Source organism: Pelorhabdus sp. sgz311001 (assembly GCF_055901755.1).
Genome location: NZ_JBVXUT010000005.1, coordinates 207562 through 231638, shown reverse-complemented (window position 1 = coordinate 231638; position 24077 = coordinate 207562). Strand labels below are relative to the sequence as shown.

The following is a 24077-nucleotide window of genomic DNA, read 5'->3' as shown; positions in this document are numbered from 1 at the left end:
AATTTTGCGGTTACTAGAAATTTATAATTGCTATTGCTTGGACGCATCCTAGTATACAAATGAAATATTCTGATGGCAAAACCTTTGCATGAGTATATGCGATAGGTTTTGCCTTTTTTCTAGACACATTTCTGGGGGTTTTACGATGGAAGGAATTGCGGACTTTATATGTTGAATATTTAAAAATAATACGTAGAGGATTTGAAATATACGGGGGGGCAAAGGATGAAATGGCAAATAGCGCCGCACAGTACAAGTGATATAAAAGTGGCACTTGTTTATGATGATAGTAAAATGACCGATACATTTACACGAATGGCTGAGAGTGTAGGGGTGAAAACCTATACAGTTTCGGCCACCTTGGAAGAAGCAGCTATGAATGCATGCCAATTAGAAGAGGATGTTGATGTAATCTTGAGCCGTGGTGGAACTGCCGAATACATTAGGAAAGCTGTCAACATTCCCGTTGTGAGTGTTCCGATTACTTTCTCTGATGTATTGCGGGCTTTATATACAATTCGAGGTCAGGTAAAAGAAGTAGCTTTTTTTAAGTACGGAGAGAAATTACGTGGTATTCGTTTTATAGAAGAAATTTGTGGTATTAAAATTCATGAGTATTCTTTTATTACTCATCAGGAAATAAAAAAGGGAATATTAGATGCTAGCAATCGAGGCATAAAAGTTATGGTCGGAGGAATTGTCATTGTTCATTTTGCAAAGCAAATGGGATCGGAAGGCATATTAATTGAATGTGGCGAAGAGACCGTATCTCGTGCATTGGAAGAGGCTATACATGTTGGTCGAGTACGTCGAGAAGAGCGAAGTCGTAGGGCTAGAATAGAAAAGGTTTTGGATTCAATTGCCGAAGGGATTATTGTTACCGATGAGCAAAACAGGGTTGTTATTTTTAATGCTGCAGCGGAGAGGATTTTTCATATAGCGAATGATGCCGTAATTGGTGAATGTGTACAAGGGGTTATTCCTAATACACGAATGCAAAATGTGTTTGAAAGCGGAGTGGCAGAATTAGCACAGTTACAGGAAGTTAAAGGTGGAATTATTGCCACAAGCCGTATACCAATTCTTCTTGATGAAAAAAAAATTGGTGTTGTTGGAACATTTGAAGATGTTACGAAAATACAATATCTTGAACAATTAATAAGAAAGAAAATTTATTCTAAGGGATTTGTGGCTCGGTATGTCCTGGAAGATATTTTGACAAAAAGTGAAAAAATGATTGAGATAAAACAAAAAGCGGAGCAATATGCGACAACTGACTCCACTGTTTTGATCCAAGGAGAGTCTGGGACGGGGAAAGAGTTATTTGCGCAAAGCATTCATAATGCAAGTAAACGGCAAAGTGGTCCTTTTGTAGCGGTCAATTGTGCTGCTATTCCAGAAAACTTACTAGAAAGTGAGCTCTTTGGATATGAAGGTGGAGCATTCACTGGTGCAAAGAAGGAAGGTAAACCGGGGCTATTTGAATTGGCTCATGGAGGGACAATTTTTCTTGATGAGATTGGAGAAATACCGCAGCCATTACAAGCTAGATTGCTGAGAGTACTGCAAGAAAAAGAAGTTCGGCGTGTTGGTGATGATAAGATAATTCCTGTAGATATTCGAATTATCAGTGCCACTAATAAAGATCTGAAGAAAAGGGTAGAAGTAGGGTTGTTTCGTGATGATTTGTATTATCGGCTTAATGTGCTGAATTTAAAGATTCCTCCACTCCGAGAGCGGCTCGAAGATGTGTCGTTGCTAGCCCAAAAATTTCTTGAGCACCTTACCGTATATATTCCTTATGACACGTTTGTTGCGCAGTTGGGGAGAGTGCTAACTTCTTATGATTGGCCAGGTAACATTCGAGAATTATCGAATGTTATGGAACGATTTGCTTTAGCTATAAGCTATTCGTCAAATCAAAATAATTGGTCAGAATTACTGAATAGATTGATTGATATTGATTCGGACAGCGGGTATACAATTTCACTGAAAATAAATTTAAACCAAGGATTAAAAGAAATTATTCATCATGTTGAAAAAGAGGTTATCAAGATGATGTTAGCCATTTATGAACAGGATTATCTTGCTGTTGCAGAAAAACTCGGCATTGGGCGATCTACCTTGTGGAGGAAAATACGGCCTGAAGAAAAAGATAATGCTCATAATCTCTAAAATTAAGCAAGGATTAAAAGATTAACGTAAAATTTGATAGTGAGCGAGAGCCGGGGAGGGTTAGCCGTAAAAATTGTTGGAATTATGGGTAGCCCGCGAAAAAGGGAAAGAGATGTTGTTTTAGTGTTAGAGGCTTTAGAATATGGCCGGGCATTAAGACGATGAAAATGGTTTTTAAGAGAGCTTTATTGTCCAAAGAGTCACCATCGAGGTGACTTTTTTCTTTTTGATAAAGATATTCATTAAGGTACCTGAAAATTAAAATTTGGTTTAAAATAGAGATCTCATGCTCAATTTTGGGATAAGAAAATAGTCGCTTAAAATAAAGCTATTAGTTGAAGTATCTGTCTTTTATTATTACCAATAATGAGACTGAAATAATCTTGGTGTCTTATTATATAAGCTTTTAAGCTTGGCATACTTTTTGCTAAAAATATAAGTAGGGCGCCTACAAAACTATATGTCTGAAAAGTCTGGACAAATTTAGAAGGAAAGGAGAAATATAGGATACGCATACTAGCATATCGAGGGAGAGATGAAATGGAGAAGAAGCATATAAAAGCGATGGTAAATATTTTAATTCCGGTAATGATACTATTGATGCCGACTCCGGCTGGATTATCAACATCTGCGTGGCAACTGTTTGCAATGTATATTGCAGCAATACTTGGAATTATGTTACGACCAGTAGCGGAGCCAGTGGTGTTATTGGTCGTAATTAGTGTATCAAGTATTTTTTTAAATAATTTGGGCGTTGTTTTAGCCGGATATGCCAGTTCAACAGCATGGCTGGTTTTTTCAGCATTTATGTTAGGACAGGCATTTATCGAAACGGGGTTAGGTAAACGAATTGCATATATATTAATCGGCAAAATGGGCCGAACAACTCTTGGTTTAGGTTATGTCGCGGCACTAACGGATTTAGTAGTAAGCCCAGCAACTCCGTCTAACACTGCTCGCACAGGAGGTTTGGTCTATCCTATTTTTCGTAGTCTCGCAGTTACTTTAGATTCAGAGCCAGGTGCTACTTCGCGCCGAATAGGGGCTTATTTAACAATTCTTCTTTATCAAATTAGTTTAACGACTGCGGCCATTTTTGTTACTGCTTTAGCGACGAATCCGTTAGTGGTAACATTTGCGCGAAGTATTTTAAATCTAGACATTTCGTGGATTCAATGGACACAAGCAACCATTGTGCCGGGCTTAATTGTATTGCTTGTTGTTCCTTATCTTGTCTATAAGATATATCCACCTGAATTGAAACAGATCGATAATAAGGCAATATCACAGGCTGGTTTAGTTCAGATTGGTCATATTTCTAAGCGGGAAAAGATATTGGCATTTCTTTTTGCTATGGCGATTCTTGGTTGGGCGACTGGAAGTATTACAAAGATTGATCCTACGGCGGTGGCTATTACTTTTATCAGTGCTTGTCTTGCTGCTGGAGTTATTTCCTGGGACTGCTTGTTAAATGCTAAAGGAGCTTGGAGTACATTTATTTGGTATGGTGGTATTATCAGTTTGGCTGATGGTTTATCAAAAGCACAATTTTTTACCTGGTTAGGTAAGCTGCTAGCTAATAATATAAGTTTCGCTGGGTACGACACTTATGTTGTATTATCAGCGTTATTAGTGCTCAGTTTAGTAGCTCGTTACTTTTTCGCATCAATTGCTGCTTACGTTTCGACTTTCATTCCTGTTCTTTTTACACTTGGTTTAGTTGCCAATGTACCGCCGATGGTTTTAGTGCTTTTAATGGGAGCCTCATCTGCGTTTGGTAGTCTATTAACTCATTATGGGAATGCCGTTGGACCTGTGTTATTTGGTAGTGGTTATGTTGATCAAGCTACTTGGTGGAAAGTGGGAACAGTAGTAACTGTCGTTAGTGGAATCATTTATATGGTAATAGGTCTTCCGTATTGGAAACTGCTTGGCTTTTGGTAGATTTTCATAAAATGTAAAAAATTAAGGAGGTTATCTTATGCATCCGGAAATGGAAATGCTACGTTGTGCTATTGTGCGTGGTGGAACAAGCAAAGGCATCTTTATTATGAGTAATGAATTACCGAAGGACCCGACTTTGAGAGATAAGGTAATATGTTCAATTTATGGCAGCCCCGATATTCGCCAAATTGATGGGTTAGGCGGTGCGGATGTTTTGACAAGTAAATTAGCTATTATTTCACCGTCATCAAGGGAAGATGCGGATGTTGACTATACCTTTGGTCAAGTTAGCATTGAAACAGAGTTTGTCGATTATGGTGGAAATTGTGGCAATATATCAGCGGCAGTTGGACCATTTGCAATTGATGAAGGTCTTGTGCAAGCGGTTGAGCCGATCACTACGGTTCGTATCCATTTGACTAATAGTGGAAATATCTTAGTGGCAGAAGTGCCAGTGGAAAATGGCAAAGCAATGGTAGATGGTGACTGTAAAATTGATGGATGCCCTGGTACTGGAGCGAAGATTACACTGGATTGGTCAGATACTGCAGGCGGGATTACTGGTAAATTGATGCCCACTGGCAATGCCAAGGATATTATTGATGTCGATGGAGAAAAATACACTGTTTCGCTCGTTGATGCAGGAAATCCGTTAGTTTTTATTCATGCTTCTAGTCTTGGCATGAAAGGAACAGAATCGCCGCAGGAAATAGAGGGCAATAAAGAGCTTATGATGACTATAGAGAAAATTCGAGGACGGGCCGCTGTTCTTTTTGGCCTGGTAGATAGACCGGAAGATGCAGCTATCAAAAGTCCATATAATCCCTTTTTTGCTATCATCAGTCCGCCTGCTGATTATGAGACGATCAGTGGCCAGACAGTTAAGGCATCTGATGTTGATATGGTTTCTCGCTTGCTTTTTATGTTGAGGATGCATAAAACATATCCTGGAACAGGTACTGTTTGCACTGGAGCTGCTGCAAGAATTCCTGGAAGCATCGTTTGGGATGTTTTACGTGAAGAAGCAAAGTCGAAAGTTACTATCAAGATTGGTCATCCGGGAGGAATTATTCCGGTAGAAGCGGAGGCTGAGAAGGAAGAAGACGGTGTTAAATTAAAGCGGGCAGCCATTTATCGAACTGCTCGTAGAATTATGGAAGGTTATGTTTATATAAGAAAATCTATTTTAAAATAAAAATTGGTGGATTATTTTGGCTTTTACTAATCTAATTCAAGCGCTTGAGTAGTTCGTTTGGTTGTTTTTAACAGTTAAATTTTTTGAGCAATTGCCGGAGGCTTTTATTTTGTTTAAAAGAGGTGGGTAAGAGTTAAATCTTACCCATTTTCTTTAGAGATAGCAAGTAATAAAAAAGTACCTTTTATTTTTAAAAGATATGATTCTGATCTGCCAATGTTTGGTATGATATTAATTGCTACTTATTGTGTGTATTTTACCACTATTTTGATTTTATTTACCTTTACTTATTGGCAATGGATTGGTTTAATTTAGTTAGAGGTGCATATTATCAAACTTCAGAAACCTTTTTCAGATTGATATCCACGTACTTACCGTTGAAGGCTACTCCAATTATAAAAAGAAATTAGAGATAGGAGTTGGAACCCATGCATGATAATAAAACATCACAGTCTGCACAAGAATATGATTCTAATATAGAAAAAACTATTCCCTACTATAAAAAGTTTCATGATGAGGCAATTGATCTCGTAAAGTCAGTTAATTTAAATCCTCTTAGTTGGCTTGATACTGGATGCGGTACGGGCACATTTATATCCCATGCTAGTAGTTGTTTTAAGGAGACCAAGTTTATATTGGCTGATCCAGCAGAAGCGATGATGGCAATTGCCCGCGAAAAACTCTTTAAAAATAGAAATATTGAGTTTATTGTGTCTGGGACAGAGGAACTTAAGTATTGTAACGAGAATTTCCATGTTATTACAGCTATTCTCGCTCATCATTATTTTGATTTGCATGCAAAGCAAAAGGCAACTGAAAACTGCTATAGGATGCTTAAAGATAATGGGGTATATATTACATTTGAGAGTATATTGACTGCTACCAAACAAGGAACTGAAATAGGTCTCGAACGTTGGAGAAGTGCGCAAATAAGAAGTGGTAAAGATCCGCAAGCAGTGGAACGGTACTTTAAGCGTTTTGGGGTTGAGCTTTTACCAATTTCGATAGACGATCATATTTTTATGTTGAAGAAAGCTGGCTTTTCGATTGTCGAGGTTTTTTGGATATCTGGTTTGCAGGCAGGATTTTACGCAATAAAATGATTATCTAATATAAAATTACTTTGAGTGTTAATCGGTAGAAATGTTGATGGCATGTTACATTAAGATGGTCAATAGAGAAAATGGAAAAATGGTTTGTTGGTTGTACGTAAAGGACCAGAAACTTTTATTTCTGATGGAAATAATGGCTTTTATCCCGCCCCTTTAGAATGGGGATTAATTATTGGATATAAGTCAATTTCGGAATTGATTGAAGTAAGCGGTAGAAGAAAAAGTAGCAGATAATTTGACGAGCCGTATGGCTAAAGCAAAATTATATAGATGTTTAAATTGTTAGGGGGAATAAACGATTATTGCAAGAATAGATCATTTGGTTCTTACTGTAAAAGATATTGATAAGACAATTGCTTTCTACTCGGAAGTTTTGGAAATGAAAATAGTTGAGTTTGGTGAAGGGCGAAGAGCGTTAAAGTTTGGGCAACAAAAAATAAATCTTCATGAAGTAGGAAAAGAATTTGAGCCGAAAGCCCAATTTCCTACAGCCGGATCAATAGATCTTTGTTTTATTACGGAAAAATCCCTTCCAATCGTAATAGATAAACTACGAAAACATAGTATTTTGATTGAAGAAGGACCAGTGATGCGTACCGGAGCAGAAGGGGAGATCGAATCAGTCTATATAAGGGACCCTGATGGTAACCTTATTGAGATTTCTCATTATTGCACTTGAAAAGACAGCAGATCCGTAACAAGTATTTTTCTATAAAGGAGTAGACAAATGAAGATAGTTGTTTTAGATGGCTATACGTTAAATCCAGGTGATTTAGGCTGGGATAGAATCAGCGCTCTTGGTGAACTTGTTGTGTATGATCGCACTTCGCATCAAGATAGAATCGCTCACATTGGTGATGCCGAAATTATATTTACCAATAAAGTAGTGATTGATAAAGAGGTTTTTATCGCCTGTCCGTCAATTAAATTTATATGTGTATTAGCAACAGGCTATAATGTCGTTGATGTACAAACTGCCACAGAAAAGGGAATTATTGTAGCTAATATTCCCACGTACGGAACAAGGGCAGTTGCCCAAAGCGCTATTGCATTGTTATTAGAAATTTGTCATCATGTAGGAGCTCACAGTAGTAGCGTATTACAAGGCGATTGGGCACGCTCCGCCGATTGGTGCTATTGGAAGTATCCTTTAATCGAACTTTACGGAAAAACACTGGGTATTATTGGTTTTGGGAGAATTGGCCAGCAAGTGGGGGAAATTGCTAAAGCATTAGGAATGAAAATTTTGGCTTATAGTAAAGAAGAGGCGCTGCTTTCTCAAAGCGACCAGCTCAAATATGTGAGCCTTGAAGAATTGTTTACCGAATCGGATGTTATTTCACTTCATTGTCCATTGTTTGAAGATACACGTGGAATAATTAATCAGAAAACAATTGCAAAAATGAAAAATGGGGTTATTATTATTAATACTTCCCGCGGACCTCTTGTTGCAGAGAATGACTTGGCTGACGCGTTAAATTCTGGCAAAGTATATGCTGCAGGACTTGATGTAGTTTCGACCGAGCCGATTCAAGCAGACAACCCTTTGTTGACTGCTAAAAATTGTATAATTACGCCTCATATTGCTTGGGCGCCAAAAGAATCTCGTCAGCGCTTAATGAATATTGCTGTCGATAATCTTGAACAATTTTTATTGGGGAAACCAATTAATGTTGTAAGATAAAGGTATATTCATGGTATGTTGGCAGAAACTCTGATGAACCTTTAGCGATTGTTATGCAAAGAAATGGATTTGTTTGTGGAAATCATTCTATATATCTATTTCTGTTATTAATACTGGCGGGCATATTGGAAGTGTTATATCACAAATGTTCGCAGGCTTTTTGCTTGATCAATTTAATTACAGTGCAGTATTTATTTTTTTGTCTGCTCAGCTGCTGTTAGTTTATTAGCAATTTTAACAATTGATGAGTCGATTTGCTAATTAAGAAAAGTGAGATAACTTTGGTTATCAAGAAGGGTTATTATTTCATTAGATAATATAGGGCTTAGCAAAATGGCTAAGCCCTATATTTAGTTTGCCCGGCATGAGCAGTAATTTGGCGGTGAGAGTTCGCTATGGGCTTGGTAGTAGGAACCATTAGCTAACGGCAAGGGTGTCCACAGTGAAGTGGGATCTGAAGGAAGCTGAAGGCAAAATCCTGCACCGACGAACAGAAACCGCATAGCATTCTTTACAAGGAATAGCATGTCATATAAAATTAGGGTTTACCTTAGAAAAGTAGCTAGAACGATTTATGCTCAATAAGCAGTAATGATGTAATTAGAAAATGATATTTACACGATTGGGTCCTAAATTGGGTCTTTTTATATAATAAGGTTTGGCATAGTATATAAATATTTGTCAAGGGACATTGCGATAAACCTAGTGATTTCAATGGGTTTTAAAAAGAAGTCAATTCGTTACAATGCTTTTTTCGCGTAAGATGGAAGAGGTCGAGAGTTCGAATTTCGCCGCTCCGACCAATTAATACTAGTAATGTTAAGGCTTTTAAGGACGCCAAAGGTTTCTTTGACTTGAATCAACCGATTTACGCGGAGCAGAATACCTTATTCACTTTGCATGCGTGCCTGTATTTCTTCCCGCTGTCTAAGAAAAACTTTGGATACGTGTAGATTCTTGCTTCGTTCTTCTAAACTTGATTTTACAATAAAAAAACGGCTCTCGACTATTGTCGGTTGCCGTTTTTGTTTCCTTTCAGGGCTGTCTTAATGCGGACGGCCCTTTGAATTCATATGACCATTAAACTTCGGATTATCTTTTCTTCACACCTGTGATATCTTCTATTTTTATGCGAATTACGATACATCTATCTTTAAAAGCATCAATTACTTTCATTCCTTTATCTTGGAACTCTAAGCTGTACTTGTTAACCAATTCGGTTAACATTTTAACTTTTTCAGGCTCGTCGGTCAACATGGCTTTGCCAAAAACAATAACACTTTCATATTTGGCCGTAAATGAGCTGGGCACTATTTCTGAATATCCGACTACTGTAAAGCATACTTGGATGTTTTCGGCAATATTATCTAGCTTATGCCCCTCAAGAGCACAATGCAGATAAATCGCCTCATCTAGAAAGATATAGTTTAGCGGTACACCATAAGGTTGCCCATTTTTGTCTACAGTAGATAACACTCCGTATTCGCCAGCTTTTAGAATACTCATGGCTTCATCGCGTGTTACTTGTTTTTCTGTATCACGGACATATCTCATAATTATCTCCTCTTAAAGAATTTTTGTACTAAGAAACACTTAGAAAATTTTAACTTGCAAAACTGCTAGGTTACCTAAACTAGTATTGAAAAAACCATGCCCTTCTCCCCTTGGGGATAAGATTAGATCTTTTTCTTTAAGGGCAAATTCTTCCCCGTCGATAGTTAGTTTCCCTTCACCTTCCACAACATAAAAAACTTCGTCCATATCTTTATGAGTATGTTCCGGTGTACTCTGACCCGGCGTATAGAGTAGTAACCCTACATCAAGCTTACTGCTCTCATGATTAAGTGCTTTACGCACGGATTTTTCCAGTGAAAAATCCAATAGAGAATCTGTATTAATTTTTTTCATGTTTTTCCCCCTTACTATTTAAATAAATTATTATAAACTAGTATTACATATTGCTTGTAATCTCTTTCATTACATATAATAAGAAAGAAAGTTACTTTTCGCAAGAAGGCACTATTTTGTTTGATACAAACCGAAGGGTAACTATTGTTGATTTTACTGGAGGTTTTGAATATTGAATATTAAAATTTGCCCCATTGAAGCGGCACTGAATTTAATAGGACATAAGTGGAAAGTCCTTATTTTACGAAATTTATTAAGCAGAAGCAACCAGCGTTTTAGTGACTTATTAAGAGGTATAAATGGAATCAGTCAAAAAATGTTGACCCAGCAACTCCGGCAAATGGAGCAGAGTGGTCTTATTTCCCGCAAAGTTTATGCGGAGGTTCCACCTAAAGTTGAATACTCTCTAACAGAACTTGGCTTGAGCCTTCAGCCCATTCTTGAATCAATAAGCATTTGGGGTAAGGGGTATTTAGAACGTCAAGGTAAACAACAAGAAGATTTCATTAATGATTAAAGAAGAGGCGGTGAGACTGGCCTCTTTCATTCTTTAAAATCTGGTTCTTTTATAAAAAACTGTTTACAAAAAAAGTATTTTTCAGATAATTCAGTTTGTACAGGGTTTTGGGAACTATTGCGAAAAGAGATGCTTTATAATCAAAATTGAACTACTATAAGCATTGACAGCTTTATTCATGAACGAAATAAATATTTCCACTGGTATAATCATGTAAGGGTCAAATAATCATTAGCTTATCTTAGTCCGGTGGAGTATAGGCATAATCTTGGAATATCAGCATAGGCGTAGTCCAGGATTATGTCCGCACTCCCAAGTCTCAAATTTAGGAAAAGTGTTCTACCCTAAGATCGGATTTACTAAGCAGCAAATGATCGACTACTATATAAGATTTATTTGCCCCAATTCTCACAATGAAGCAATACCTATCTTAGGTATCTCTATTAAGAGGTACTTTTTTATTTGCATTGAACAACGCTCTTTTATTCCCATTTGCATTTTTGTCGCAAAAACCATATAATTTAATCGAACAAACGTTTGTTTTAGGGGCGGGGATATGGCGAGGACAATCTTGCATGTAGATCTCAATAATTTTTATGTCAGTGTAGAATGTCTGTATCGGCCCGAAATCAGAGATAAACCCGTGATTGTGTGTGGTGATATCGAGGCGCGTCATGGCATTGTGTTGGCTAAAAATAATATTGCTAAGAAGGCTGGCGTGAAAACCGGCGATGCTATCTGGGAAGCGAAACAAAAAATAGCCGACCTGGTAACGGTACTGGCCGACTTTAAAAAGTATCTTCGTTTCTCTCAGATGGCTAAAGCTATTTATGCTGATTATACTGACCAGATTGAGGCTTTCGGTATAGATGAATGCTGGCTTGATGTGACTGGTTCTGTGTGGCGTCTTGGGTCGGGTGAGCAAATTGCGAATGAGATCCGGCAGCGGATTCGGAACGAACTTGGAATTACAGCTTCGGTCGGAGTCTCATGGAATAAAATATTTGCCAAACTAGGTAGTGACATGAAAAAGCCGGATGGCACGACTATTATAATAGAAGAGAATTTTCGTGATAAGGTTTGGTCGCTGCCAGTATCGGAACTTCTTTATGTTGGCCGATCGACCGCTAAGAAGCTTCGAAGCCGTGGTGTCTATACAATCGGGGATTTAGCGAATCGTGATTTACATAGCTTAAAGTTGCTTCTGGGTGTATGGGGTGAAACTTTATCTTGCTTTGCGAATGGCCTGGATTCGGCTCCGGTAAAAAGGGCGGGAGAAGAACGAATTATTAAGTCAATCGGCAACAGCACTACAACTCATCGCGATCTGGTTAACGATGAGGATGTAAAAATGATCATTTATGTATTAGCTGAGAGTGTTGCGGCCCGCTTAAGAGGGCATGGGTTAAAATGTACTACCGTATCAATTTATGTGCGCGGCAATGATTTGACATCCTTTGAACGACAAGGCAAGTTGCTGCAGCCATCATTCGTATCGGGAGACCTTGTTGATATGGCATACGAGCTTTTTTATAGTAGTTATCGCTGGGATCGCCCCATTCGAAGTTTAGGCGTGCGCGGCTCTGATCTTGTTACGGCAGAGGGCCATGTTCAGCTAGCTCTTTTTGGTGAAGATCCCCAGGCAAAGGAAGCTGTAGAAAAAACGATTGATGACATTCGGCGTCGGTTTGGTCAATATAGCATCCAGCGTTGTTCAATGCTTCAAGACCGAGCATTAACGGGGTTCAATCCTAAAGAGGATCATGTAATTCATCCAACATCATTTTTTAGATAGAGGTCTTTATTATGGGAAAGGTTATTGTAAAAGTATTAGCAGAACATGATACGCAAGGGCAGATTAGACCATTACAGATTACCTGGAGCGATGGTCGCCGTTTTGCCATTGATCGAGTATTAGATATTCGGCAAGCAGCTTCTCTTAAGGCAGGAGGCTTGGGGATGCGCTACACTTGTAGGATTTGCGGCAAGGAAGTGCATCTTTTCGATGATAATGGTATTTGGTTTATTGAAACAGATTAGTAGAGGGGATTTCATGAGATTAAGTTGCAAGCGTGGAAATGCAGAGAACGTAGCTGCAAAAATGGAAGGCTTTGACTTTGAGATTGTAAGACTAGCCCAGTCACATATGCTGTAAGGACATGATTGAGCATCATGTCCTTTTATAGTTTCATAGGGATTTTTGCTTTTTTGTCGAAGAATATCTCGTAAAATCTAAAAAATACGAATTGAAGAATTTTATTCTCATTTTTCGCAGAGGAGGGCTTTAATTTTGGCTTGGAATATCACGGCAATGTATTTTAGTCCGACAAGAACAACACAAAAAGTAGTGCACAAAATAGCTGAAGTCCTAGCAGAAAAGATTAATAATGATCATGCTATACAGATTGAAGATTTTACTTTGCCTGGTGCTAGAGAGAAAATAGCAAAGTTCACAGAAAGTGATATTGTCATTGTTGGCATTCCTGTTTATGCAGCAAGAGTTCCCAATGTTTTATTAAAGTACTTACAGTCTATTACGGGAAATGGTGCATTAGCGATTGCCGTAACTGTTTATGGCAATCGTAACTATGACGATGCCTTAATCGAATTGTACGATATTTTAACAGTAGATGGATTTAAAGTCGTTGCCGCTGGGGCGTTTATTGGTGAACACTCCTTTTCAAAGACGTTGGCTGCTCACAGACCTGATACGAACGATCTGGAGATTGTCGAAACCTTTGCAAAACAAATAACAGAAAAAATCATTTGCCAAAAGGATTTTCAAGTACCAGCAGTAAAGGGAAATAGGCCCTATCGCTATTATTATATTCCTAAAGATACACAGAACAATCCTGTTGATATTCGAAAAGTAAAGCCCAAAACGAATGATGCCTGTACAAACTGCTTAAAGTGTGTTTCCGTTTGCCCGATGGGATCGATCCGTAAAGAAAATGTCAAAATGGTTGAGGGCATATGTATAAAGTGTGGTGCTTGCGTAAAGATATGCCCGGTACAAGCGAAATATTATGATGATGCAAGTTATCTCTATCATAAAAAGGAGCTAGAAGTTAATTTTTCATGTCGCAAAGAGCCCGAAGTCTTTCTTTAATTGAATAACTTTATATTTCACAGTGTTTTGCTAAAAACAGACTTCACCTAAAGAAAAGTCTGTTTTTTCTTTTGCGCGAGATGAAATTTTATAAATAAAAATCTTTGCGATTGCGATACTATATGGTAAAATAAAATTGTACCAACCGGTAGGTATTTAAAGTGGTTGTAGAAAAATGATGGCAATAAAAGTGAGGAATTACGATGAACGATGGAAAGCGATTACTTATTATTGGTAAGCCAGGTCAAGATGAAAATGGCATCATTTATTACCGAAAAAGTGGCGGTGTAACAGAAAAAAATTTAGAAGAAGTTAACAGAAAAAGGGGGTGAGAAAAGCGTTGGAAAACATAACGATTCTTGCTGCTTTTACTGGTGGATTTCTCTCGTTCTTATCGCCTTGTGTCTTGCCGCTTCTTCCGACCTTTTCGGCTGTTTTGGCAGGCGCTGCGGATCCCAAAGCGGCTTCGCCTTATAAGATCTATGTAAATACTTTTTGTTTTCTTTTAGGGTTTACGTTTATGTTTGTTGCTATAGGGGCTACGGCTTCGCTGCTAGGGCAGTGGTTATTTGATTACCAGCCTATTTTGAAAAAAGCAGGAGCTGTCGTGATTATTCTTCTGGGTAGTATATTAGTCGGAGCTGTACGAATTGACAGGTTAGAACGTGAATATAGACCTTTTATGTACTTTAAAACAGGCGGGCCTGTAGGGGCTTTTTTACTGGGGATCGCCTTCACGATTGGTTGGACTCCTTGCACAGGGCCAATTTTAGCGACTGTTTTAGTTTATGCTGGCAGCAGCGATACGGTAGGGATGGGAACTTTTCTACTTTTTGTTTATGCAATGGGATTTTCGGTTCCTTTCTTTTTTATCGCCACGATTTTGCGAACGGTGCTTTTTTCGGTGCGTCGGTATTATGAGTGGCTTCCGGTTATACAGCGACTAACAGGTGTGTTGTTAATTTTAAGCGGAATTGCTCTGTGGTTTGATTGGGTTGAGAAAGGAATTGGAATTCTTTCTTCGATTTTTTAAAAACTACGTAGATGAGCAATGGGCTAGTTTAAATTTTTTTAAGGAGAGTTATTAATGGATAAGATCGAGAAAAATTTTGCTTCTGTTACAATGAATTTATTGTTATTGCCAATACGGTTTGTTGCGGCATGGATGTTTTTTTCAGCAGCTTGGCGACGTTTAGTGCTTGATGGTGCTAAAATGGATCCTAACAATGCAGCATGGATTGGAGGCAAAATTAACACTTTCTATCCGCACGCATTAGGGATTAAGCCACTTTTATACTATTTATTAACCAATCCCGATTTGCTTAATATTTTTATGTGGTTTTTCACTTTTATAGAATTTACAGTTGGATTTTGCGTAGCTTTTGGACTAGTTTCTCGTTTGGCGGCATTAGGAGTAACGGTACTATCTTTTTCCATGTTATTGGGGGCAGGCTGGTTAGGAGCTACCTGCTTGGATGAATGGCAGATTGGATCGTTCGGTATTGCTATTGGGGTTATTCTTTTTATGTCTGGATCAGGAAATTTTTCTTTGGATGCAGTCATTGGTCGGCGGTGGCCTTCTTGGATTAAACAACCTATGTCATGGATTACTTCAGGTAATTTTGTCAGCGAAGGTACAGGACGGAAACTTATTTATGGGTTAACTGCGTTTACCGTTATTGCTATGTTATGGACCAATCAGGCTTTCGTAGGGGGGCTATGGGGACCTCTTTCCAATCCATCCGCTAAACCACATGTACAAATTCATCAAATTAGTGCAAAAGGTACTCAAGTAACAATAAAAGTTTTTCGTGAGGGCGGACCCGATACTTATGGGGCTTTTGTTACAGAATTGGTCGCTGAAGATGCTAACGGCATAGTACTTGCTGATTTACGAGGGGAACATTTGTCTGCAGTGATGAAAAAAGCAACTATCCAGAATTCATTCCCTCTCAAAGTAAAAGCAGGTCCAGACGGTATTATTATTCCACTTGGCGCCGAAGCAATAGTAACTCTTGATTTAGGAAAGGACGTAAGTAATGTAACGAAAATAACATTACGTGATGTCTCGGGAGTTAAATGGGTATCGAAATAAAATATTAATGTTAGCGGCAATGCAGGAAATCGATGCATCCAGTCAAGTTCTTGCCGACATGGCAGAAGAATTAATGCGGTCTGTCAGTATTTTAAAATGTAGTTCCTATAAAATGGTTTATTAAAAACAGACTTTCTTCTAGCTGAAAGTCTGTTTTCGCTTTTGACGCGGAATGCAATTTTTATGAATAAAAATCTTTGCGGCCATCATACTATATGATAAAATTAAATTGTACCAACTGGTAGGTAAGGAGGATATTATGACTGACAAAAAATTGGAAATTATAAAAGTGACAGCTGATTTAATGCATTCGAATGGCTATGAAGCAACATCAGTCAAGGATATTATGGAGGCGGCCCAGATCGGTAAAGGTCAGTTTTATTATTACTTTTCTTCCAAAGAAGAACTGGGACTTGCTGTGATTGATTATTGTTTTGAAAAATGGCAAAAGCGAGTTATTGAAGAGAATCTAGCGCAACCAGGTGACCCGCAACGGAAAATTCGCCATATGCTTGCTTGTTCGATTGATATACATAACAAGCGGGAAAGTAAATGTGGTTGTTTCTTCGGCAATCTGGCTATTGAACTCAGTGAGAAGCATGAGGTTTTTCGGGAAAAAATCTATCAAATGTTTTCTCTGTGGAGCCATCACTTAACGCTAGTAATTGAAGAGTGGCGACAAGAACAGGCTTTACCGCTAGATTGCAGCAGTGAATGTTTGGCACAGGCTATTGTTGCCTTAATGGAAGGCGGCATTCTATTAATGAAAAGCAAACAGGACATAGCGCCTTTGCGGAATGCCGCTTTGGTTGTAGAAAAAATGCTAGCTATGGAAGCGAGGAATTTCGATGAATAATCGAAAGCGCTTACTGATTCTTTTTGGTTCGTTATGTATTTTGGCTGGAATCTGGTATGTGTTTCTTAATAAAACGAATACTCCAAGCGGAGCAAGCGGTTCAAGCAGCCAGAGCACTCGCAGTGGTGTTAGTACCGGCGATCGTATGCCTGAATTTACCTTGCAAGGACTTGCTGGACAGTCGGTAACTGTTGGCAAACCTGGTCAGATTAGTGTTATTAATTTCTGGGCAACTTGGTGCCCGCCATGCCGGGCAGAGTTTCCTGAGCTTGATCAATTTGTTCGCAATAACAAGGATAAAATGCAGTTTTACTCGATAGATATTCAGGAAGACAAGGGGAAGGTAGCTGCTTTTTTAAAGGAAGGAAACTATTCGTTTACGGCTTACATTGATTCAGATGGAGCGATTGCTAAGCAGTTTCGCATTACAGCGATTCCCACGACGCTTGTTGTCGATGAAAACGGGATAATTCGTTACCGAAAAAGTGGCGGTGTAACGGAGACCGAATTAGAAGAAATTATCAAAAAGGGTTGGTGAGAAGGGCAGTGGACTTCTTGCACAGAGAGAGGGAGGTGGCGAGATGATGTGGAAAGCTGTTTTTCATATTGATGAAATGGAAAAATGGGACCTGTTACTTGGTAACATTAGTAATTTTCTGAATGGCTTACATGATGATTACTTGCTGCATGTTGTCATCAATGCTGCGGCAGTTTCCGCTCTTTTGGATGAAGCATATCAAGAAAAGATTTCTGGCCTCGTGCAGCAACAGGTATGCTTTGAATGTTGTCAGATTGCACTACAAGGAAACGGGATAGATGCTTCTTATTTACCGCAAGGGGTACATGTTGTTCCATCAGGGATACAGCGGTTGATTGAGTTGCAGCAACAGGGATTTGCTTATATAAAGCCGTGAGTCGATGAGAAATAGAGCTATGATAATCGGATCAATAACTCTGCTCCAACTTAAATAATGAGGTATTTCGAAAAAGAAACGAATGTAGAAGTTATAGAAAAACCTTCGCTGATAGAACATAGATGCAATTTACTCAATGCATTTAGTTCTATTAGCGAAGGTCTTTTTCTATTTGTCTACAACTTTATAGGCGAAGAATGTCTGTAAGGAAGATATTCTAAAAAACGAGTAACCGCCAGAGAAGCTGTTTTTCTTTCTTTCATAGCAAAACATATTTTACGATGCGCTGGTACAGCTAATTCTTTGAGGACTACCTGATAAGGAATGCGATGCAAAATAAGTTGCGGTAAAATGCTGATACCAAGTCCACTTTCAATCATTGAAAGAATGGCATAATCATCCCAGGTCGTAAACTTTATGTTTGGCGATACCTTCCATCGTTCAAGAAGCTCTGATATTTCGGCCCGAGCTCCTTTTTCTAGTAACATAAAAGGATAATTACAGAGTGAATTAATTGGAACTTGTTCATAGTTCGTTAAAGGATGATTTGGTGGCAAAACTACTAATAGTTTATCTTGGTCTAGAAAGATTGTTTCCAGTTCCGGGTGTGTCGGGAGCCTGAGAAAACCACAATCGACCCTTCCTTCTAAAATCCAACGTTCAATTTCAGTGTAGTCACCCAACAGCAATTCATAATCAATGTTAGGATACGTTTTTTGAAATTCGCGGATTATGTTAGGCAGCCAATGGGTTGCTACACTTGAAAAAGTCCCAATGCGAATCAAGCCTGACTGTAAACCGTTTATTTCATTAATTTGGGTCTGCAGTTCCTGATATTCGATACATACTCTTTGAGCAAACGGTAGTAGCTTTAGACCATCAGAAGTTAGACTAACACCGGAACGGCTCCTCTCTAATAGTGAGACTTTCCACTCCTTTTCCAGGTCATTAATCATTCGACTAATTCCTGATTGTGAATAGTTGAGCGCAATTGCGGCTCTTGTAAAACTGCCGTGTTCCACTGTTTTTATAAAAGCCATGTATTTTTGAATGTTCATATCCATATTTATTACCTTTAATCTGGTTTTGTGATTTTACATATGATAAATATTCGTTTTTGTGATTATCGAAAATATGATAACTTATAAATAAAATAAATTCAAGAGAAAGATGAAGGCGCTATTTCATCAATTCGAAGAAAGCGGGAATAGATTATGAAGGAAAAAATATATTTTATGCTGTCAATGATCATCTTTGGTGCAGTTGGTGTGTTTGCAAAATATATTGAGCTGTCTTCTAGTAAAATCGCCTTATTTTTGAGCTTGATTGGGACTATGGTTTTGCTATTGATCTTCATGGGGACGAAACAGAAAGTGTTGTGGTATAGAGTGAAAGAGAATGTTGTTGTTTTACTACTCGCAAGTGTTGCATTGAGCGGTAATTGGATTTTTCTATTTCAAGCTTATAAGGAAACAACGATTGCCAATGCGGCGCTAAGTTATTATTTTGCTCCTGTTTTAGTTATCCTGTTAGCCCCTTTTTTTCTGAAAGAAAAGTTATCGTTTCCAAAGGTAGTATGTATTGGTATTGCCTTGCTTGGCCTATTCTTGATTTTGCAAAATAGCGGAAAGGTAGAAACTGGCGGAAATCATCTGCTTGGCATTGGCTATGGACTTGTTGCGGCGGGATTCTATGCTAGTTTGACGATTGTGAATCAATTTATTCGCGGACTAGATGGGATTGTAAATACGTTTTTGCAGCTTGGTTTGGCTGTGATAATACTGCTTCTATTCGTTCTATTTACGGAAGGGTTTAACTTTTCGTTAATAACCAGAGAGACGATTATATGGATGATTGTGTTGGGGATGATTCATGGCGGGGTTGGATTTTATCTATTTTTTGCTGGAATGAAAGGACTAAATGGCCAAAGTATCGCTGTGTTGAGCTATATGGACCCGTTAACATCACTCTTGATTTCAACCCTAGTCATAGGTGAGAATCTGTCGTTGCAGCAAATGATTGGTGCTGCATTGTTACTAGGTTCTGTTTCAATCGGTGAATTTTGCGGAAAGAAGACGCTCGGGAGTGCAAAAAAGCATGTCCGAAAACAGCCAGATATTTTTAAAGAAGGTGATATAATTAAGTCAAAGTCAATGTAGGAGATAAGATCATGCAGGCAAATGCAAACGGTTTATATGCGGCATTTAAGGCAAAAGATGCAAGGTTTGATGGGCGTTTTTTTGTAGGCGTTTCGTCTACGGGGATATATTGTCGCCCTGTGTGCCGGGCCAAGCAGCCAAAAGTTGAAAACTGTACATTTTATGCGACGGCGGCGGAAGCGGAACAAGCTGGTTTTCGGCCTTGTCTGTTATGTCGGCCAGAGTTAGCTCCTGGTAGTTCTATTGTTGACGCCTCGACTAATTTAGTCTATCGAGCAGCGAGATTACTCGAAGAAAATGGCTGGAACGGACAAAGTTTACAGGATCTGGCCGCACAGCTTGGCTGTACGGATCGACATTTACGGCGTATATTTAGAGCCGAATACAATGTTTCGCCAGTGCAATATTTACAAACTTATCGCTTGCTGCTTGCTAAGAACTTGCTTACGGATACGGATTTGTCGGTGCTTGATGTGGCAATGACTGCTGGATTTGGCAGCTTACGCCGTTTCAATGAAGTTTTCAAAAAGCGCTATAATCTTTCGCCTACAGGGTTACGGAAACAGACTACGAAAGCAAAACACCATACTGGCGATTTTATTTTGGCACTGGGATATCGTCCGCCCTATCGTTGGCAAGAAATCTTGCAGTTTCTTGCAGGACGTGCCATTGCTGGTGTTGATATAGTGAAGAATAACCAATATATGCGTACAGTCCATCTCATAGGTGCCGCTGGAAAGAGTGTATATGGCTGGGTACAAGTGGGGCATCAACCTCAAAGTAATACGTTAGCCGTCACAATAAGTGAAACGTTACTGCCTGTATTACCACAAGTTTTGGCACGAGTACGCCAGTTGTTTGATTTGTACTGCGAGCCCAATGCAATATATCGAACGCTTTCAGCAATGAATGATATACGACCCGGGCTCTCTGTGGTAGGAACCCGTTTACCAGGCTGTTTTAATGCTTTTGAAATGGCAGTGCGGGCGGTACTTGGACAACAAATCACGGTAAAAGCGGCAAGCACTTTGGCCGCAAGGATTGCTAATACCTATGGTACGCCAATTCAAACTGGAATAGACGGCTTGACTCATGTGTTTCCTTCGCCGGAAGATGTACTAGCGTTGAACGGGCCGATTGAAAACCACTTTGGGCCGTTAGGCGTAATTGGAACACGGGCAAAAACAATCTATGAGCTTGCCGCGGCAATCGTGCAAAGAAAAATCAACTTTGACTTTTGCCTTGATCCAGAAGAAGAAATTAAAAAATTGCTGACAATTCGCGGTATTGGTAAATGGACGGCACAGTATATTGCTATGCGCGCGTTGGAGTGGCCAGACGCTTTCCTTGAAACAGATGTTGGTGTGAAAAAAGCACTTCCCGATTACACAAGCAAAGAACTGCTTACAATTTCGGAAGGCTGGCGGCCCTGGCGCAGTTACGCTACAATCAATCTCTGGAACACGCTATAAAGGGGGGATCTACCATGTATTATTCAACGAATTACTTATCGCCTATTGGCAAACTTACCCTTGCCTGTGATACCAACAACCTGGTAGGGTTATGGCTGGAGGGGCAAAAGTATTATGGTGGCGCTATTGCTAAAACGATGCTAGAAAACAATGACATGCCGGTATTTGCAATCGTGAAGCAATGGTTAGACCGATATTTTGCGGGGGAGAAGCCTGCGATTTCTGAATTAGCATTAGCTCCCATTGGTGGAGATTTTCGTCAAGTCGTATGGCAGCTGTTATGTGAGATACCCTATGGCACAGTTATTAATTATGGCGATATTGCGAAAAAGGCAGCCTTGAAACTGCATAAACAAAGCATGTCAAGTCAAGCGATAGGCGGAGCTGTGGGCCATAATCCGATCTCTATTATTATTCCGTGTCATCGAGTTGTCGGCGTAAAGGGAAGTTTGACCGGGTATGCTGGCGGTGTGAATACAAAAGTCAAATTACTTGAATTAGAAGGCGTAGATATGTCTCGGTTATTTGTTCCCACCGAGGGGACAGCGCTTTAAGCTTCTATATTACGATTGTTTTAGTAGTGAAGCGGCGGGATTGATCGCCATATAATTTGGATTTTAAGCCATGACATTTTGATTTTACTATGGTATTATACAGTTACTAAGCTGGGAATAGGTAGCTAGGGTTCCGCCTGGATTGCAGGGACAGTGACCGAGCGCTACAGTTCTGTTCTAACTGGACAGAAGCACCTATTGGCATAAAAAGCCCGAGGGGGATAGCTTGGCGCACTTAGTGTGCGCTGAGATATTCTCTTTGGGCTTTTTTATTTTGTAAGGAGGCGTTACTAGTGATACTGGCAGAAAGATATGATCTATTCTTAGTAGATCTGGATGGGGTTATTTATTTCGAAAATCAATTGGTACCAGGGAGCCAAGAGGCCATTGCGAGGCTGAGAAGTATGGGCAAGAAACTATATTTTTTTACCAATGATCCAGGGATTTCACGGCAAGCGGTATGTGAAAAATTAAATTATCTAGGAATTCCGGCAGTGCTAGCAGAATGTATAACGTCCGGTTGGACTGCGGCATTCTATTTAGTTCCCAATAGAATGGCTTGCGCTTATGTGATGAGTGATCAGTCAGAAACCGATATTAGGGGGGCGGAACAAGGGGGAATGGATGTAATTTTGGTCGCGCGGCAACAAGCGAGTCGTGATGGCTACAGAGAAGATTACAAACCCAAGGCAGTAATTGGTAGTTTAATGGAACTGTTTTGTTCTGTAAATTGTTGCGGCGCGCAAGAGCATTCTACTTATTTTTGGCCAGATACCATAGAACCAGGCGTAGCAGGTGTTGTTTTTAATGAGCAACATCAGATTCTTCTTGTTAAACGAGTCGACAATGGCTTATGGGGACTGCCATCAGGTCATGTGGAAAAAGCGGAAAGTGTTGCCCATGCCATTTGTCGGGAAATCTTGGAGGAAACAGGACTTATTGTAACTGCGGAAAAGTTAGTCGGAGTATATTCAGATCCTGAAACACAAGTCTTTCGGTATCCATCAGGAAAAGTGACTCATTTTATTACACTGTCTTTTTTGTGTCGAATTAAAGAGGGTACTTTACAGGCTGATTGTAAGGAAATCAGCGAAGCGGATTTTTTCGATATGGATAACTTACCCTTAAATCTTATGAAAATGAATCCTTACTGGCTATCTGACGCCTTGGCAAAGAGCGCGGCGGCCTGGGTTAGATAGAGGAAAGACTATGGTGTGAGCGGCGGTTATCGAGGTATAATGTATAGGAAGCGAAGGAAGGGGCTGCTGTTGTACAGATTATATTGCAGCAGGTTTACTGCCAGTAGGTATTTTCCGATCAAGGTGGGGTTATTGTGACTACGAATCCATTTTTTAAGCAAGTCTATGAAATTGTTGCGCAGATACCGTACGGTAAAGTCGTATCCTATGGGCAGATTGCCCGGATGTTGGGACGTCCAAGCGGGGCTCGTGTTGTCGGTTGGGCTATGCGGTGCTGCCCTGAAAATTTGCCCTGGCAGCGGGTAGTTACGGCCGATGGTTCTATTACAGGCGGCCAGTATGCGAATATGCGTAGAGGCCTTTTGGAATCCGAAGGTGTAACTTTTTTAGTAGATGGTCGCGTCGATATGAAGGCATGCAGTTGGCCGGAATGAAATAGTCTTAGGTGATGAAAATAGAGGAATAAGTGATGTTACAGTTAATAAACTCTACTTTGCCTTAAACGGTTAAAGTAGAGTTTTTTTATAACATTACGCTTTGTGTATGGCGAATATATGAGGCAAACCAATTATTATATGTCGTTTTTTTATAATAACTGTTACAAAATAACAATCATTAGGATAATTTGTTGGAAATGATAACAATGGTTATTTTTTTCTTAACTGTTATACAATAAAATATAATGGTAAAATTTTCATTATATAATATCATTTTGCAATGATGCATAAATCCGTGAGAGGTGGTCTTAGATGAAAAAATCATTCCGATTTGAATGTACAAGAAATCCTGAATCTATGATTTTTATACGTCAGATAGTATCGAATCAATTTGCCAGAGAACTATCTACTAATACGGTTCAAATAGCATTGAATGAAGCTTTAGTAAATGCTGTTCAATCAGGAACAAGGGCCAGTGTGAAAATTCGTTATTACGGTCAACTGTTAGTAATACGCATAAAAGATAATGGAAAAGGCTTTCCAGGCAATGAACTAATCAATAAAATATTAGAAGAGGGAGTGCAAAAATTTTTAGATAAAGAACTCTGGGAACAACATGGCAGAGGGATTCCACTGATGCTGGCAATTATGGATAAGGTAGTTTATAACCACATCGGAAATGAAGTAATGCTAATTAAGCGGTTAAAAACTCTAAAAGATACGTGAAAGAAGAGTCTCTATAAATAA

25 protein-coding genes are annotated in these 24077 nt (G+C 39.2%); 22 read left to right on the top strand and 3 right to left on the bottom strand.

Annotation, left to right across the window (positions count from 1 at the left end):
- Positions 1-225 precede the first annotated feature (225 nt).
- The 6 genes from AC0MXB_RS13875 to AC0MXB_RS13850 all read left to right on the top strand — a co-directional run bounded on the left by AC0MXB_RS13875 (position 226) and on the right by AC0MXB_RS13850 (position 8110).
- On the top strand, positions 226-2175 hold the full coding sequence (locus tag AC0MXB_RS13875; RefSeq protein WP_474040306.1) for a sigma 54-interacting transcriptional regulator: 1950 nt from the start codon (positions 226-228) through the stop codon (positions 2173-2175).
- A gap of 540 nt (positions 2176-2715) precedes the next feature.
- Positions 2716-4119: a DASS family sodium-coupled anion symporter gene (locus AC0MXB_RS13870; RefSeq protein ID WP_474040305.1), complete on the top strand. Its 1404-nt coding sequence runs from the start codon at positions 2716-2718 to the stop codon at positions 4117-4119.
- A gap of 37 nt (positions 4120-4156) precedes the next feature.
- Positions 4157-5314: a PrpF domain-containing protein gene (locus AC0MXB_RS13865; protein WP_474040304.1), complete on the top strand. Its 1158-nt coding sequence runs from the start codon at positions 4157-4159 to the stop codon at positions 5312-5314.
- A 428-nt stretch (positions 5315-5742) separates the two neighbouring features.
- Positions 5743-6417, top strand: coding sequence for a class I SAM-dependent methyltransferase (locus AC0MXB_RS13860; RefSeq protein ID WP_474040303.1), 675 nt, complete (start codon positions 5743-5745; stop codon positions 6415-6417).
- Between the two features lie 328 nt (positions 6418-6745).
- Positions 6746-7105: a VOC family protein gene (locus AC0MXB_RS13855; protein ID WP_474040302.1), complete on the top strand. Its 360-nt coding sequence runs from the start codon at positions 6746-6748 to the stop codon at positions 7103-7105.
- A 48-nt stretch (positions 7106-7153) separates the two neighbouring features.
- On the top strand, positions 7154-8110 hold the full coding sequence (locus tag AC0MXB_RS13850; protein WP_474040301.1) for a D-2-hydroxyacid dehydrogenase: 957 nt from the start codon (positions 7154-7156) through the stop codon (positions 8108-8110).
- 1092 nt (positions 8111-9202) lie between these two features.
- Here the strand turns inward: AC0MXB_RS13850 and AC0MXB_RS13845 are convergent.
- Together AC0MXB_RS13845 and AC0MXB_RS13840 are read right to left on the bottom strand one after the other, a co-directional pair.
- The gene (locus AC0MXB_RS13845) at positions 9203-9664 is read right to left on the bottom strand and encodes a pyridoxamine 5'-phosphate oxidase family protein (protein ID WP_474040300.1); all 462 of its coding nucleotides are present in this window, start codon (positions 9662-9664) and stop codon (positions 9203-9205) included.
- Positions 9665-9703: 39 nt separating this feature from the next.
- Positions 9704-10018 (bottom strand): cupin domain-containing protein, encoded by a 315-nt coding sequence (locus tag AC0MXB_RS13840; protein ID WP_474040299.1) that lies wholly within the window; start codon positions 10016-10018, stop codon positions 9704-9706.
- 172 nt (positions 10019-10190) lie between these two features.
- On the opposite strand from AC0MXB_RS13840, the gene AC0MXB_RS13835 reads away from it, so the two are divergent.
- From AC0MXB_RS13835 to AC0MXB_RS13790, 10 genes are all read left to right on the top strand, one after another.
- The gene (locus AC0MXB_RS13835; RefSeq protein ID WP_474040298.1) at positions 10191-10535 is read left to right on the top strand and encodes a winged helix-turn-helix transcriptional regulator; all 345 of its coding nucleotides are present in this window, start codon (positions 10191-10193) and stop codon (positions 10533-10535) included.
- Positions 10536-11091: 556 nt separating this feature from the next.
- The gene (locus tag AC0MXB_RS13830) at positions 11092-12330 is read left to right on the top strand and encodes a DNA polymerase Y family protein (protein WP_474040297.1); all 1239 of its coding nucleotides are present in this window, start codon (positions 11092-11094) and stop codon (positions 12328-12330) included.
- An 11-nt stretch (positions 12331-12341) separates the two neighbouring features.
- Complete coding sequence (locus tag AC0MXB_RS13825) at positions 12342-12575, top strand: hypothetical protein (protein ID WP_474040296.1); 234 nt, start codon at positions 12342-12344, stop codon at positions 12573-12575.
- 250 nt (positions 12576-12825) lie between these two features.
- Positions 12826-13644: an EFR1 family ferrodoxin gene (locus tag AC0MXB_RS13820; RefSeq protein WP_474040295.1), complete on the top strand. Its 819-nt coding sequence runs from the start codon at positions 12826-12828 to the stop codon at positions 13642-13644.
- Positions 13645-13847: 203 nt separating this feature from the next.
- A complete protein-coding gene (locus tag AC0MXB_RS13815) occupies positions 13848-13976 on the top strand; it encodes a hypothetical protein (RefSeq protein ID WP_474040294.1) in 129 nt (42 codons plus the stop codon).
- An 8-nt stretch (positions 13977-13984) separates the two neighbouring features.
- The gene (locus AC0MXB_RS13810) at positions 13985-14677 is read left to right on the top strand and encodes a cytochrome c biogenesis CcdA family protein (protein ID WP_474040293.1); all 693 of its coding nucleotides are present in this window, start codon (positions 13985-13987) and stop codon (positions 14675-14677) included.
- A 54-nt stretch (positions 14678-14731) separates the two neighbouring features.
- Positions 14732-15739 (top strand): TQO small subunit DoxD, encoded by a 1008-nt coding sequence (locus AC0MXB_RS13805; protein WP_474040292.1) that lies wholly within the window; start codon positions 14732-14734, stop codon positions 15737-15739.
- A 259-nt stretch (positions 15740-15998) separates the two neighbouring features.
- Positions 15999-16595, top strand: a complete 597-nt coding sequence (locus AC0MXB_RS13800; RefSeq protein WP_474040290.1) for a TetR/AcrR family transcriptional regulator — start codon at positions 15999-16001, stop codon at positions 16593-16595.
- Positions 16588-17133, top strand: coding sequence for a TlpA family protein disulfide reductase (locus AC0MXB_RS13795; RefSeq protein ID WP_474040289.1), 546 nt, complete (start codon positions 16588-16590; stop codon positions 17131-17133). The genes AC0MXB_RS13800 and AC0MXB_RS13795 overlap by 8 nt, the downstream gene beginning before the upstream one ends.
- A 43-nt stretch (positions 17134-17176) precedes the next feature.
- The gene (locus AC0MXB_RS13790; protein ID WP_474040288.1) at positions 17177-17509 is read left to right on the top strand and encodes a DsrE family protein; all 333 of its coding nucleotides are present in this window, start codon (positions 17177-17179) and stop codon (positions 17507-17509) included.
- A gap of 176 nt (positions 17510-17685) precedes the next feature.
- Here AC0MXB_RS13790 and AC0MXB_RS13785 read toward each other — a convergent pair whose 3' ends face one another.
- Positions 17686-18573 carry a LysR family transcriptional regulator gene (locus AC0MXB_RS13785; RefSeq protein WP_474040287.1) on the bottom strand — a complete coding sequence of 296 codons (888 nt, stop codon included), beginning with the start codon at positions 18571-18573 and terminating at the stop codon, positions 17686-17688.
- Between the two features lie 150 nt (positions 18574-18723).
- Between AC0MXB_RS13785 and AC0MXB_RS13780 the strand changes: the two genes are divergently transcribed.
- The 6 genes from AC0MXB_RS13780 to AC0MXB_RS13755 all read left to right on the top strand — a co-directional run bounded on the left by AC0MXB_RS13780 (position 18724) and on the right by AC0MXB_RS13755 (position 24056).
- Positions 18724-19668 carry a DMT family transporter gene (locus tag AC0MXB_RS13780; protein ID WP_474040286.1) on the top strand — a complete coding sequence of 315 codons (945 nt, stop codon included), beginning with the start codon at positions 18724-18726 and terminating at the stop codon, positions 19666-19668.
- An 11-nt stretch (positions 19669-19679) separates the two neighbouring features.
- Positions 19680-21140: an AlkA N-terminal domain-containing protein gene (locus AC0MXB_RS13775; RefSeq protein ID WP_474040285.1), complete on the top strand. Its 1461-nt coding sequence runs from the start codon at positions 19680-19682 to the stop codon at positions 21138-21140.
- A 14-nt stretch (positions 21141-21154) separates the two neighbouring features.
- Positions 21155-21694 (top strand): methylated-DNA--[protein]-cysteine S-methyltransferase, encoded by a 540-nt coding sequence (locus tag AC0MXB_RS13770; RefSeq protein WP_474040284.1) that lies wholly within the window; start codon positions 21155-21157, stop codon positions 21692-21694.
- Positions 21695-21987: 293 nt separating this feature from the next.
- Positions 21988-22893, top strand: coding sequence for an NUDIX domain-containing protein (locus tag AC0MXB_RS13765; protein WP_474040282.1), 906 nt, complete (start codon positions 21988-21990; stop codon positions 22891-22893).
- A gap of 134 nt (positions 22894-23027) precedes the next feature.
- A complete protein-coding gene (locus AC0MXB_RS13760; RefSeq protein WP_474040281.1) occupies positions 23028-23327 on the top strand; it encodes an MGMT family protein in 300 nt (99 codons plus the stop codon).
- Between the two features lie 315 nt (positions 23328-23642).
- Entirely contained in the window at positions 23643-24056 is a 414-nt protein-coding gene (locus tag AC0MXB_RS13755) for an ATP-binding protein (RefSeq protein WP_474040279.1), read from the top strand.
- Positions 24057-24077 lie beyond the last annotated feature (21 nt).